This is a genomic window from Stenotrophomonas sp. PS02297, from assembly GCF_029959705.1.
GTDB lineage: Bacteria > Pseudomonadota > Gammaproteobacteria > Xanthomonadales > Xanthomonadaceae > Stenotrophomonas > Stenotrophomonas nitritireducens.
The window spans coordinates 60,862-73,962 of the sequence record NZ_JASCOS010000006.1 but is presented as its reverse complement, the minus strand read 5'-3'; the positions used below and the strand labels follow the sequence as shown (position 1 = coordinate 73,962).

13 protein-coding genes are annotated in these 13,101 nt (G+C 68.9%); all 13 read right to left on the bottom strand.

Features of this window, described 5'->3' with window-relative positions:
• Nucleotides 1-5 precede the first annotated feature (5 nt).
• Nucleotides 6-1,523, bottom strand: coding sequence for a conjugal transfer protein TraG N-terminal domain-containing protein (locus QMX80_RS02850; protein ID WP_049591571.1), 1,518 nt, complete (start codon nucleotides 1,521-1,523; stop codon nucleotides 6-8).
• Nucleotides 1,524-1,538: 15 nt separating this feature from the next.
• Nucleotides 1,539-1,892: a hypothetical protein gene (locus QMX80_RS02845; protein ID WP_004265620.1), complete on the bottom strand. Its 354-nt coding sequence runs from the start codon at nucleotides 1,890-1,892 to the stop codon at nucleotides 1,539-1,541.
• The gene (locus QMX80_RS02840; RefSeq protein WP_049591573.1) at nucleotides 1,889-3,292 is read right to left on the bottom strand and encodes an integrating conjugative element protein; all 1,404 of its coding nucleotides are present in this window, start codon (nucleotides 3,290-3,292) and stop codon (nucleotides 1,889-1,891) included. The genes QMX80_RS02845 and QMX80_RS02840 overlap by 4 nt, the downstream gene beginning before the upstream one ends.
• 9 nt (nucleotides 3,293-3,301) lie before the next feature.
• Nucleotides 3,302-4,252, bottom strand: coding sequence for a TIGR03756 family integrating conjugative element protein (locus tag QMX80_RS02835; RefSeq protein ID WP_003454742.1), 951 nt, complete (start codon nucleotides 4,250-4,252; stop codon nucleotides 3,302-3,304).
• Nucleotides 4,249-4,695, bottom strand: a complete 447-nt coding sequence (locus QMX80_RS02830) for a TIGR03757 family integrating conjugative element protein (RefSeq protein ID WP_003454745.1) — start codon at nucleotides 4,693-4,695, stop codon at nucleotides 4,249-4,251. The genes QMX80_RS02835 and QMX80_RS02830 overlap by 4 nt, the downstream gene beginning before the upstream one ends.
• 156 nt (nucleotides 4,696-4,851) lie before the next feature.
• Nucleotides 4,852-5,346, bottom strand: coding sequence for a JAB domain-containing protein (locus tag QMX80_RS02825; RefSeq protein WP_004265610.1), 495 nt, complete (start codon nucleotides 5,344-5,346; stop codon nucleotides 4,852-4,854).
• A gap of 193 nt (nucleotides 5,347-5,539) precedes the next feature.
• Nucleotides 5,540-6,286: a thioredoxin domain-containing protein gene (locus QMX80_RS02820; protein ID WP_003454752.1), complete on the bottom strand. Its 747-nt coding sequence runs from the start codon at nucleotides 6,284-6,286 to the stop codon at nucleotides 5,540-5,542.
• 13 nt (nucleotides 6,287-6,299) lie between these two features.
• Entirely contained in the window at nucleotides 6,300-9,182 is a 2,883-nt protein-coding gene (locus QMX80_RS02815) for a conjugative transfer ATPase (RefSeq protein ID WP_004265608.1), read from the bottom strand.
• Entirely contained in the window at nucleotides 9,182-9,616 is a 435-nt protein-coding gene (locus tag QMX80_RS02810) for a TIGR03751 family conjugal transfer lipoprotein (protein WP_004265606.1), read from the bottom strand. The genes QMX80_RS02815 and QMX80_RS02810 overlap by 1 nt, the downstream gene beginning before the upstream one ends.
• The gene (locus tag QMX80_RS02805) at nucleotides 9,597-11,066 is read right to left on the bottom strand and encodes a TIGR03752 family integrating conjugative element protein (RefSeq protein ID WP_049591574.1); all 1,470 of its coding nucleotides are present in this window, start codon (nucleotides 11,064-11,066) and stop codon (nucleotides 9,597-9,599) included. Before QMX80_RS02805 ends, QMX80_RS02810 begins: the two co-directional genes overlap by 20 nt.
• Nucleotides 11,056-11,964, bottom strand: a complete 909-nt coding sequence (locus QMX80_RS02800; RefSeq protein WP_282275165.1) for a TIGR03749 family integrating conjugative element protein — start codon at nucleotides 11,962-11,964, stop codon at nucleotides 11,056-11,058. Before QMX80_RS02800 ends, QMX80_RS02805 begins: the two co-directional genes overlap by 11 nt.
• Nucleotides 11,965-11,972: 8 nt before the next feature.
• Nucleotides 11,973-12,665: a PFL_4703 family integrating conjugative element protein gene (locus tag QMX80_RS02795; RefSeq protein ID WP_003454780.1), complete on the bottom strand. Its 693-nt coding sequence runs from the start codon at nucleotides 12,663-12,665 to the stop codon at nucleotides 11,973-11,975.
• The gene (locus tag QMX80_RS02790) at nucleotides 12,662-13,090 is read right to left on the bottom strand and encodes a TIGR03750 family conjugal transfer protein (RefSeq protein ID WP_003454784.1); all 429 of its coding nucleotides are present in this window, start codon (nucleotides 13,088-13,090) and stop codon (nucleotides 12,662-12,664) included. The genes QMX80_RS02795 and QMX80_RS02790 overlap by 4 nt, the downstream gene beginning before the upstream one ends.
• Nucleotides 13,091-13,101 lie beyond the last annotated feature (11 nt).

The window sequence follows — 13,101 nt, the reverse complement described above, 5'->3', positions numbered from 1 at the left end:
AGGCGTTACTTCGCTGCTTTCATAGCGACACCCGCACCCCTGCCGCCAGCAGCTTGGGCATCCCTGGTTCCTGCCGCCAGCCCTTGAATTGCCGTTCCCGCGCGCACGCCTACCCAGCCCAGCGCAGCCACCCAGAAGGTAGGCAGCACGATGAACATCGTCGCCATGACGAAGTTCAGCAGCATGTCGCCGAAGGCGTTGTTCAGGCCGATCAGCGGATCGTAGTTGCTGTGCGGCCGGTTCGCGCCGAACCCCCAGCCGTAGAGCGCGTCGAGGATCGTGCTGTCCAGCCAGCGCGCGAGCTGGAACCAGAAGTCCACGAAGAACAGCGCGAACTGCACGCAGCTCACCGCGACCAGCGCCTTCAGCTCGTAGGTGCCGAAGACCAGCACCAGCGGGATGCAGATCACCAGCGCCATCTTGAGCAGCGACAGCACCATCGGCAGCGCCTGGCGTACCACGTCCATCGCCGGAAAGAAGCCCAGCGAGCCCATGGTCAGCCCCAGGTCGCCGGCGCCGCGCGTCACGACGTTGGGCAGCGTCTTCTCGATCTGGCCGCCGTAGTCGGTGTAGACCGAGCCCTGGTTCATCTTCTGCTGCCGCGGCGAGACCACGGCGCGGATCACCGAGTCGTTCACCTCGCTCTGCGACAGGAAGCCCGCCCAGCGGCCGATGCGCGTCAGCAGGTCGGGATCGACCTGGGCCAGCAGGCGCGCGCGCAGGCCGCTGCCGCCGTCCGACCACCACTGCCGGCACGTGGGGTAGCCCCCGCCGCTATCCACCTGGGCCAGCCCCGCATCGCGCGTCGCGTCGTAGGGCCAGGCCGTGCGTGGCGTGTTCGAGTGGTAGGTGTCGTAGAAGCCCGCGTTGTTCAGGAAGTAGCTCGAACCGATCCAGGTCACGTCATTCATCTGCTCGTCGGAGAGCGTGGGCCGAGACATGAACAGCTTGGCGCGCGAGGGGCCGTAGCAGTCATGCACGAAGTCGCCGACCTCCTGGGCCAGCACCGGGTCATCGATGCGCGTGGCATCCACGTCCATGCGCATCTGACGCAGATCCGTTCCGCAGGGGATGGCCGCCACCGCGCCGCCCGTCACCGCCTTCGAGATGGCGTGCATGAAGAACCACCACACCGGCACCAGCGCGCTCTGGTTGTTGAGCGTGGTGTAGGCGTTCGACCAGCCCGTGTCGGTGGGCTGCGGGACGCTGACCTGGCATTGCGCGGAGCGCGTCGTGTCGAACTTGATGGTGCTGAGGTCGACCGGAATGAAGGGGATGCCGGCGAACAGGATGACGACGATCGCCACCCACACGCGGTTCTCGATGCGCATCGATGACAGCACCCCCTTGTTGCCCTCGTCCGCACCCTCGGCCCGCGCGCGCAGCCATTCCTGCACCACCATGACCACGAAGGGCAGCGCGAATACGCCGCTGGCCACGAGGATGTTCCAGATGCCGTTGCTGACGATCCACCCGACCAGGGTCAGGTAATACTCCAGGTAGTCCGTTGTGTTGAGCGTCATGGCGTTCTCCAGGGCTCAGCCATTGCGCAGTAGCTGGCTGCCTTCGAGCAGCACGAGGGTGGCGACGGCCGCGATCTCGGCGCGCAGCAGGCGCTGATGGGTCTCGGCCAATGGCTCGCGTTCGCGCAGGCGCCGACGCATCCACCACCAGCCGTAGGCCGTCGCCGCGTAGAGCAGCAGCCGCCAGACGAGGAAGTGGCCCGAGTGCTCGCGCAGCCACTGCTCCCAGCCGTCGATGCTGCCGACGATGTGGAGGCCGACGACGTTCACGCCGACCGCGATGCCCGCCACCAGCAGCACCCACAGCAGCACGATGCCGACGCGGCGGCCGAGCAGCCGTGCCGGCCGCAGCCAGGCCCGGCTGGTCATGGCCCGCTCCGCGGCTTCTGCACTTCCTTGAGCCGGTCGCGCGTCGTGTCGCCCTCGAAGATGCCGCGCGAGCCCGCGGCGCGGGTGCCGTGGCGCTGCACGATCGCCATCGCCGAATTGCCGGCCAGCGTGCGCCGCAGCTCCAGCTCGGTCTTGAGGTTGTTGATCTCCTGCTCCAGCGCGTTGTTCTCCTGATCGACCGCCTTCACGGCCAGCTCGTTGGCGGCGACGTTCGGCTCCTTCTTGCCGGTCAGCAGCGTGCGCTGCAACAGCAGGGCCTTCTCCAGCACGCTCGACAGCGCGGCTTCGGACGCCAGGCGCTTGCCGAGCAGGTCTTGATCGGGCTCGTCGCGCAGCGCCTCGATCACGCCGCGCGTGATCGGCAGCGAGTTGCTGCCGGCGGCTTCGAGGTTTGCCACCGTCATCGGCGTCGAGCCCGTCACGAGGCCCTGCAGTGCCTGCAGCTTGGTCTCGTACTCTTCCTGGATCACCGGCGTCAGGCCGACGCCAGGCGTGGTCTGCGTCTTGGTGCAGGTCTCGCAGGTGCGTTGCTCGCGCTCGCCGAGCACGCGGGTTGCGAAGTCCGCTGCGGCCTGCGGCGAGGACCAAGTTTGGCAGGTCAGCCGGTTGCCGCAGGACGCGCGCGGGATGGATGAGGTGTCGCTGACGCCGCGGCTGTTGAGCAGGTTGTAGCCGGCACGAGTCACGTCGCCGACCACCTTGATGGAACCCTGGCCCGAGCCGCCCGCGTTGCCGCCGCCCACCCAGGGCACGCCGTTGTTGCCCTTGTTCGATTCGGCCTGCTCGACGGCGGACACCGCATCGGTGCTGCTCACCGCATCGCGCAGCGCGAAACCTTCGGCGAGCTGATCCCACCCGGCCTGGCCGCCGGCCATGTCCGTCATCCGGTTGGCCATCGCCTTGCACGTCAACTTGCTGCGGTCGAAATCGAGCCGAGCCTGCAGCACGCCGTTGGTCAGCAGGTTGTAGAGGCCCGGATCGGCGCGCTGGATGATCAGGGCCGGCAGCGACGCCACGGCGCTGGTGGCGCTCTGGATCACCGAGGACATGATCTGCTGAAAGCCATTGGTGAGGCCGTTCAACTGGTTCTGCAGCGTCGTCGTGATGCTCATGTTTCCGCAGATCAGGTTGCTGTTCCAGCCGATGCCCACGCCGATGCTCTGCATGTTCCCGGCGCCGCCCATGGACACGGCCCGGCCGCCGCCGATGCTGTAGAGCACGTCGTCGCCGATGACGCTGCCGCTCACGCCGACGCCGGTGGGGCTGATGCGGGTCTGCGCCCACGCGACGCCGGCTGCGGCCGTGACGGCGCAGGCGAGCGCGATGCTGAGCGCGTAGGGCCTGGCGCGCTGTGCGAAACGGGAGAGAGACGCTTTCATCGGAATACCTCAGAGGAAATCGACGCTGCCGAGGAAGACCTGCCCGCGGCGCTGGCAGCAGGCATAGGGCCGCCACAGCGCCCAGGCGTAGTCGCCTTGCTGGGCCTGCACGCGCGTGTTGGAGTGGGGGAACACGGCGCAGGAGTTGGAGAGGGTCGGCGTCAGCTCCTGCCACTTGCCGGTGGAGGCATCGCTCTCCACCAGGGCGCCGGCCGGCCAATAGCCGTCGCTCGAACTCGCGAGCAGCGGCTGGTAGACGTGCGGCTGCATGCGCCGCGTGACGACATCGCCCGCGCGCTGCGCGACGACGGCGCCGCTCTTGTAGTCGTCGGTCTGATGCAGGAAGCCGCCGCGCGGATAGACGTTGCCCCACAGGTTGAGCGTCGTGCGGCCGCCGATCTCGCGCATGCCGGGGATCACCGCCTCGGGGTACACCATCTCCGGGACGTTGTAGCGCCAGGCCAGCGTGTCGAGGGTGCTCAGCAGGTACGGCATGAAGGCCGTGCCTGCGCCCTGGCAGGCGTAGCCGGACGCGCTGGCGAACTGGCTGAACACCGAACCGCCGGGATGCCCGATCACGTCGGCGTTCTTGAACTTCGCCAGGTTGTTCTCGTTGTCGTGGTTCGTCGTCCCGTCGCCGCCGGCCTGCGCCGTGGGATTGGGCATGCTCATGGCGCGCACCTCGATCCACGGGTTCTCGCCGGTGTTGCTGTAGCTCGACACCACCGCGTCGGGAATGTAGTGGCGCACCTTCACCGAGGTGCGCACCGTGCAGCCCGTCCAGGTGCAGAACAGCCAGTAGCAGATGCCGACGACGCGATATTCCAGGCAGTCGGGCGACAGGGCCGAGGACACGATGGTAGCCGTGTTCAGCGCGAAGCTCGAAGCGGCGCCGCCGAGCAGCACCGAAGCGATGGCAAGGCGGGCCCGGCGCGACGACGCCGACAGCAGGCGGTTCATGGCTGTGCCCTCCGATGTGATTCGATGCGTGCCACGGCGCGCGCGACATCGGGCTCGCCGTAGACCACGTAGCGGCGATCGACCACCACGGCAGGCACCTTGGCCAGCCCCAAGCCCCAGGCATCGGCGACGCCCTGGTAGGCGCTGCCGATGCGGCGCTGTAGTGCCTGGCTGCCATCGCGCAGGCGTTGCTGCACGAGCGCGGCCGCGCGGCCCGGATCGGCAGGCAGGCCCGCGGCCAGTTCGGCCTCGATGCGCTCGGGCAGATCCAGCTCGATCACGCGCGCGCCGGATGCGGACTGCACGGGATGGCGGCTGTCGGTCACGACCAGCACGTCGGCTGCGGATGCGTCCTGGCCGAGCAGGCACAGCAGCAGCCCTCCCGCGCAGGCGATGCGCGTACACCGCAGCCGCGGGATGGGTTTCAAGAAGGGAGCCGTCATGGCGGGCGTCCTGGGAATGAGAGCAAGGCTCTAGTCGAACGCCGAAGGCAGTCCAACCGCGACAAGGAATGCGCACCGCGCGCGCTCCGCTTTGGGCAGACAGGCGAAAGAAAAGCGGCAGCCGAGGCTCCCGCGGGGACCAGGCGGTCAGCGGCGCTACAGCAGGCCGGATTCGGCGAAGGAGTACGGCGTGCCCTTGCCGACGATGAAGTAATCCACCACCCGGACATCGACTATCGCCAGGGCGGCTTTGAGCCGGTCGGTCAGCGCCTGATCGGCGGCCGAAGGCACGGTCATGCCAGATGGATGCTGGTGGGCCAGGATGACCGCCGAGGCGTTGAGGGCCAGGGCGCGCTGCACCAGCACCCGCGGGTACACCGAGGTTTGATCGACCGTGCCCTTGAACATCGGCTCGTAGGCGAGGACTTGGTGCTGAGAGTTGAGGAACACGACGGCGAAGACCTCGTTGGGCTCCGCGACCAGCTTCAGATGCAGGTAGTCGCGCACGGCGGCGGGACTGTTCAGCATCGGGCCGGCCTTGAAGATGCGTTGTTCCAGCAAGGCGATGGCCTGGCGGATGATCCAGTCTTCGTGCTGGGCGGCGATCAGGCTGAGCGACTCGGGACGCGAGTCGGCGACGACATAGGACATGGCGAACCTCCACGGGATGAAGTCGGAGGACGCCTGTCCCGGGAGGGACAAACCCTCCGGGGACGATGAAGAACAAGCGGCAGAAGAGCGGGCATCCGCCACCGCATGCACAGTGGCTGTTCGCGTCCAGGGATGCGCAGCGAACGGGGTCGATCAGCACGGCCAAGCCGCGTCGTAGCCTTGAAGATCGTGGCTACCTGGGCATGTCTCCGAGAGACTCGGCAGGCATTTCCTTCGATGCGGGCTCGGCCGCTGCACTGGCCGCCAGCAGGTCGATCGCGGACAGCAAGGCATCTCCTTCGACCGGGCCGTGCAGCAGCAGCGTCTTGCCGGACTGGCGATCCTGCAGGCGCAGCGTGGGCGTGACCTTGATGCCCTCCTGCGCCGCGCTCGCCGACTGTGCGCGGATCAGCGCATCGGGGCGGTCGCTGTCGAGGCACTGCTGCGCGGCCGGCGTGAGGTCGGGATAGCGCAGGCCCTCGGGCAGGCCCTGACCGTCGCCGCGGGTGTGCGTGTAGACCCACTCGGCGGCCTGCCAGAACGCGGCCTGGCCGCCGGCCTCGCCGACGCACTCCACCAGGCGCGCACCGGCAGACGCGGCCGGCTCGTGCAACGGCAACGGCAGGTGATGCCATTGCCAGCTCACGTCCGGGTGCGCGTCGATCCAGCGCTTGAGCACTGCGAAGTAGGCGCGGCAGAACGGGCATTCGAGGTCGGCGTACTCGACCACCGTGAAGCGCGCATCGGCGCGGCCATAGCGCCAGGGCGGGCCGGCTGGTGCCGTTGCCGGCGCAGGCGTTGCTTCTGCCGAAGGAAAATCGGGTTCGGCGGGCGGCGACTGCGGCCGCAGGCCGAGCCATGCGGCCGTTGTCAGGGCCGCGGCCATCAGCAGCGCGACGACAAGGACGGTGCGGGACGGCGCGAAGCGAGGGATGCGCATCGTGGACTCCCCGTCACGCCAGCGCATCGAGCACCAGCGGCTCGATGCTGCGGGCGCGGTCTATCTTCTCGGCGATCTTGAAAGCGGCGTCCAGTTCGCCGATGCCGTACTGCTGCATCAACTGGAAACGCTCGGCCTTCTCTTCCGGCTCGGTCTGAGCCAGCGCCAGGTACAGGCTGGGCGGCACCGCGCGGAATAGCACTTCCATGCTCTTGGAAAGGATCACGCCCTCGCTGAACTTGCCGGCCTCCTTGCGGGCCGACAGCATCAGCGCCTTCTGCGCCGCGTTCAGCTCGCGAAAGCGCGCGATCTTCTCCACCTCGTCGGGCGGCATCGAGAGGCAGATCCACCACTCGATCATGTTGAGCATGGGCTCGGCGGCCTTGGGCAGGTCGTCGATGTTCTGCGTCGCCAGCCAGTACCAGGCGCCGAGCTTGCGCCACATCTTCGTGATCTTGACGACGTAGGGCGCAAGCAGCGGGTTCTTGGTGATGATGTGCCCCTCGTCCGTCACGTTGATGATCGGCCGGCCGAGGAACTGGTCGCGCTCGGCGATGTTGTTGACCGTGTTGATAAGGCTGATGTAGGCGATGGAAAGCTGCGCGTTGTAGCCCTCGCGTGCGAAGGTCGCCAGATCGACGATGGTGATGTCGGCCTCGGGCCAGGGCGTGCCGGGCCGGTCGAACATCTCGCCGTCCACGCCCTGGCAGAACATATCCATCGCGTCGGCCATTTCCAGCAGCCGCGCGCGCCGCACCTCGGGTAGTGCCGTATCGCGGGCGCGCTCGCGCAGCGCATCGCGCACGTCGCGCGTCAGGACGGTGCGCTGGTTGGCCACGCAACGCTGGGCCGCATCGAGGATGCACTGGCGGATCAGGCTGCGGTCGGCGCGCGTCATGCGCGCCTCTTCCTTGTCCTCGCCGCCGGTGATCATCAGCCGCGCGGTGATTTCCAGTTCCCCCAGCACGTCACGCTGCTCGTCGGCATCCGCTGCCTGTGCCGCTTCGTCGCGGTCCTCGTCCAGGGCGTCGGCATCCAGCGTCTGCACCTGGCTGGGCGTTTCCACCAGCCGGTGGGCGTCGGCGAACGGCGCGAGGCTCACCCCGGCACCGGGGGCCAGCTTAACGCGATGCACCTTCATGCCTAGCCGCGCCGCGAAGTCGCCGAACAGGCCGAAGCTGTTGCCCGCCTCGACGATGAACAGCCGCGGCCGGTAGATCGCCGTCACCTGGTTCAGGATGTTGTTGAGCGTGGCGCTTTTGCCCGAGCCGGTGGGACCGAACAGGAACAGGTGAGCGTTCATCTGCCGGTCGAGCCGGTTCAGCGGGTCGAAGGTGATCGGCCCGCCGCCGCGGTTGAAGAACGTGATGCCCGGATTGCCGGTGCCCTGGCTGCGGCCCCACACCGGCGCGAGGTTCGCCGCGTGCTGCGCGAACATCAGTTGCGTGTACCACTGGCGCTTGTCGGTGGCCGGATCGAACACGCACGGGAGCCAGCGCAGGTAGCTGTTGAGCGGCGCCACCTCGTCTTCCTCGCGCACCGGCTGCAGGCCGGCGTTGAGCATGACGTTGACCAGTTGCAGGCCGCGGGCGTCGAGCTGCGCGAGGTCGCGTCCGCGCAGATAGAAGGCAAGCGCACCGCGGTAGAGCTTGTGCGCGCTGCCGATCAGCCCGCGCGCTTCCTGCACGTCGCGGCGCGTCTGCTCCGAAGCCAGCGTCTCGCCGACCGACTTCTTGCTCAGGTGGTTCAGGTGCCCTTCGAGCACGTCCTGCGGCGTCGCGACGACGGTCAGGCACATCACCGTGTCCTCGGGCATCTGGTCGAACAGCGCGTTGACGGCATCGCCGCCCTTGCGCGTTTCGCCGGTGACGTGGCCGGTCGCAGGCGGCATGCGCAACCGGTCCATCACGATGATCCGGTGCGGCATGCCGTCGAGCAGCCACGTGCCGTTCGCCACGTCCGAGCGCGGCTGGCCGAAGAACAGGCGCTGCGCGAAGTCTCCGCTGGCCAGCTCGATCTCGCCGTCTTCGACTGCCTCGGGGTAGCGCGTCAGCGCATAGAAGCGCTCGCGGTCGTCGGCGCTGGGGCCGAGCAGCGTCGGGTGCGGGTTGAACCAGCGCAGCAGCCAGTCGTGGATGTCGGCCGCCTCCATGCGGCGGGATTTCACGCCCGCGTTGGCGAGGCCGCCCACGAGCCGGTCGCAGATCGTCGTCAACGCCTGCTCGGGGGACTGGCCGCGCCGCGATGCGGTCGTAGCGTTCGCGCGCCGGTAGACCACCATTCGCACGCGCCGGACCTGGCCGCGCCACGGCAGCCGCGTCACCGTGGTGTCCTCGAACAGCCCGCCGGGCTTGGCAATGGCGCGCAGGTGGTGCCCAAAGAAACGCAGGTAGAAGTCCGTGAAGGCGCTGCCCTGGGCGCGCGGCCGCACATAGTCGGCCAGCCCGCGCAGGTAGGTGTCCCAGGTCGATTCGTCCTGGGCGTAGAGCTGCACGACCCACGGGTTCTCGTCGAGTTCGTCGAACGAGTCCTGCAGCGCGTTCTCCAGTGCATCGCGTGCCTGCCACAGCCAGGCCATCTCACGGCCTTCGGTGCCGACCGGGGCCAGTTCGAAGAAGCCCGCAACCGACTGGCCGTCTTCCAGCAACATGCTCTTGGAGCCGGGCAGGTACTCCATCCACGGCAACAGGTCGGCGAAGGACGGTGCCACGCCGTAGAGCGCCTGCAGGTCCGCTTCGGTGGTCGGCGGGCGCGGCTGGCTGCCCATCGCGCTGCCGGGCTCGGGAATGCCGTGCGCGGCCAGCGTCGAGACATGCTGCGACCAGGCGTCATCGGCATCCAGGTCGGGGCCGGCGGGCGTGACGGCCTTGCGTGCCCAGGGCAACGACCAAGCCATCAGTAGTCCTCCAGGCGCTCGCCAGGCATCGCGTACTGCACGCGCTGGTAGAGCGGGAACACGGTGGTGTAGCCGGGCACGGGCACCGGGTCGGTGCCGGCCAGGTGCGGGAACACGTACATCACTAGGTCCGGGTTCGGCAGGCGTCGGAACTGGCGGTAAATCTCGTTGGCCGCGGTGCGCGTGTAGGCGGCAGCGGCGGCGGGCACCGCCTGCACGTCGGCCTCGGTCAGCGGCCGGCGCAAGTCCTGGCGTGCATCGAGCAGTTGCCGCGCTGCCTGCCCACCACCGGCGCTGCCGCCCGTCTCCTGATTCCACACGTCGAGCATGGTGTGATCGCCGTGCGGCAGCAACTTGTCCTTGCTGGTGGCGCAGCCGCCCAGCACCAGGACCGCGCACAGGATCGCGGCCGATTCAATCCAAATCCGACGCATGCTTGCCTCCGATGCGTTGATTGACCCGGCGCCCCTTGGCGTCGTAGTCGATGTTGAGCGGCTGCTCCAGATGCACCGCGACCTTGGCGCCGGGCCGCACGTAGACGGCGGCGAAGGCTTGGCCGTAAAGCTTGTTGACCCAATCGGCCATGTCGCGGACGCCCCCGGCCAGGATGCGGCCCATCGCCTCGTTGCCGCTGATGCCTACCGTGCCAAGCGAGCCGTTGCTGTTAGCGACCACGGCCACGCTGCCGTTGTCCGACTTGATCAGTGAAGCGGCGCCGGCGCCGGCCGCGGTGATGAGGGCTTGCGAACCCAGGTACTGCTGCGCGTTGCTGCGCCGTTCGCCGCTGACGCAGGGGATGCCGTAGGGATCGCTGATCCAGCCCAGGCCGCCTTGCGTCGTGCTGTTTGCACCATTGCCCTGGCCGCCGCCGCTCTGGTTGCGGTTGCCGTCCTCCGGCATCGTGCGCACCGTGCCGTCGTTGAAGACGAACGTCACCGAGCGAATCTGGCCGCGCACGCAGGAAAGCGTCCAGTCGCCCGAGGCCGTGCCGCTGACCACCGCGCCCGCCACGTCGGGAATGTCGATGCCGTTGGCGGTGAGGTTGTCCGGGCCGATCAGCACCTTGAAGGGGTACGGGTCGTTGACCGTGCCGTCGATCGGCACGCGGCCGATCAGCGCGGTCATCGCGATGGAGCCCATCAGCGTCGAGTTCGACGGCACCGTGTAGACCGGCTTGGACGACGTGCCCACGTCGCGGCTGCCTGCATCCGCGACGGTGCTGGCCACGTTGTCGGCCGTGTCGGAAAGCGTCTTCTGCGCCGGCCCGAAGCTGGTCGGAAAGTTCAGGCCGCCGCTGCTGCCGTTCTTCGCCGAAGGCTTCGCATCGTCCGGTTCCACCCAGCGCGTGCCGCTGGTGCTGCGCGCGGCGCCGCCCTGGCTGCCGCTGAAGCCCTTGCCGTCGCCGTCCTCCAGGCCGAGCCCGACCGGCAGATCGGCCTGGCCGCCCTTGCCGGAAAGCCCATCCAGGCGCCGCTGCAGGTCTTGCAGCAGGCCCTGGGTCTGCTGGCGGTCGCCGGCCAACTGCTCGCGGTCCTGCTGCAGGCGGCCGCGTTCACCATCCAGCGCGGACTGGATGCGCTGGTCGATCGCGCTTTCCCGCGCGCGCATACGCTCGTTCTCGCTCTTCTGGTTCTTGTTGTCGTTGAGCGCCGTCTGCAGCTCGTTGCGCAACTGCTTGACCTGGGCCACCAGTGTGGCAACGGTATCGCGCGGCGTGTCGCCCTCGATGCCCAGCGCCTTCATCTCTTCGGGCGTGAGCGAGTTGGCGCTGCCGGCCGGAACGGGCTTGGCGCCGCGATCCCCGGAGAACATCTTGATGCCGACGAACAGCAGCACCAGCGCCATCGGGATCAGCAGCCACTTCAGGAGGGGGTTACTTTTCATCGCGGGCACCTCCTTCGGCCTGGCCGGCCGCCGCGGCCGGCGGCAGGTTCACCGTCGCGTCGATCGGTGAGAGCTTGGGCAGCAGCGACTCGGCCAGGCCGTGGCCACGGGTCACGAGGTAGACCACCGTGGTGTCGGCGGCGCGGCCGGCCGGCGCCAGATTCGGGTGCTGGAAGGTCGCGGCGAGAAAGTCGCCCTGCAGCGCGCGGGGATCGAGGTCGAGCCAGCGCCCGGAGGCGTTGGTGAGCTTCACCGCCGTCACCCACTGGTCTTCGAGCCGCCAAGCGGCCAGCGCCTGCGCACGCACCGGCAGTGTGGGCAGCAAGGTGGAAAGCTCCAGCCCACGGCGCAGATTGACGCGGCCGAGGCCGGGAACGGGCTCCACGGTGCGCAGCGGCGCGTAGAGGTTCTGCGCCGCATAGCGCGTGAGCACAACCGCCACCGGCGTGGCGCGCTTCGCTGCGGGTACGGTGCGCTCCGCATCGTCGTCCGCCGGCTTGGCCGGCTCGCCGTAGCGCGTCGCCGGCACGTCGCCTTCGACGATGCGCACGGGTTCGAGTGCAGGCTGGCCCGCCTTCGCCGGCTCGGCCGCGATGTCCAGCAGGATCAGCGCGCCCGACTCCACGTCCTGCAGTTGCAGCCGTGTGGGCGGGATCGGCGCGCTCGCGCGCAGGTAGATCGCGCCACCAGCGCTCTGCACGCGCAACTGCTCGCCAACCGTGGGCGGCACACCGATGCGCACGTTGCGCTCGATGAACACCACGCGCTCCTGGCCGACCACCAGCGGCACCGCCAGCGGCAGGCGCTCCCAGCGCAGGATTTCGACGGCATGGGCCGCAGGCACGAAGGCCAGGCACAGCAGCAGGCCAGCCAGGGCCGCCGCAGATGAACGCTTCACGAGGGACTTCATGGGGTGTCTCCCTGCAAGTTGGAGCCGGCGCTTGCGGCCCGGCCGGGCGGCGCCGCAGGCGGCGGGGTCTCGATGCGCTCCGGCGCGCGTGCATGGCAGTCCAGCGCCAGGCCGAAGGGGTTGCGCTCGGGGTCCACGTCCATGCGCACAACCTTGAGTGCATAGCGCACGAGCGCGCGCTTGACCTGCTCGGCGCCCAGGTACTCGTCGGCGCTCACGTCCAGCGTGACGATCCAGTTGTTGGCCGACACGGTGCGCACGCGCATGGCCGGCTCGTCGCCGTAGCCGCGGCCGGGAATCTCGTAGATGCCGCGCACGCGCTGGCGTAGCTCGCCGTTGCTGCGCCGGAATTCGTAGTCCTGCTGCAGGAAGGCACGGCAGCTCGGCGTGAAGTACGCAGACAGTGCATGCAGGTTGCGCGGGTAGTCCTGCTCGCCATTGGTCGGCCAGCGCTGGGCCTGCTGCCAAATGTAGAAGGTGAAGGCGTAGACGCTCTCCGGCGGCACGTCCCACCACTTGCGCGTGCTGCCCGAGCGCAGGTCGGGTGGCACGTGGATGGTCAGGCTCTTGGGTGCGCTCCACCAGCCGAAGCCGAGCAGCAGCGCCACGACGAACAGTGCGGCGCCAGCCAGGCGCAAGGTTTTCACATGCGCCTGCAGGTGCGCGACCTCGTTCTTGAATCGGCTCATGGTCTACCTCGACGCAGGGACGGATCGGGCCGCAGGCGCCGCGTGGACCACCAGCCCGACCGGGTGATGAGCTGGCCCCCGCCCGCATGCGCAGCCAGCGCGGGGTAGCGCAGCGCGAGGCGCCACTGGAGCTGGCGGTACAGCCAGGTGTCGGGCCGGCCGCGCTTCCACCGCCGCAGCAGGCCGCCGCCCACGAAGACACCGACACCGATGCCGGCGACGATCAGCGTGGGCACCATCGCGATGCTGTGCGTCAGCCAGGCCAGCGGTACGCCGGCCACGAGACCGGCCGCGCCGGACAGCCCGGCGCAGACCCACAGCTCGTCGGCCGTGAGCCCGCGCACGACCACCGGGTGGCGGTTGAGGCGGTGCGGCAGGAAGGTCACGAGCCCGTCGCGCGACGGACTCTCCAGGGCGCCGGCCATCGTTGCCGGGC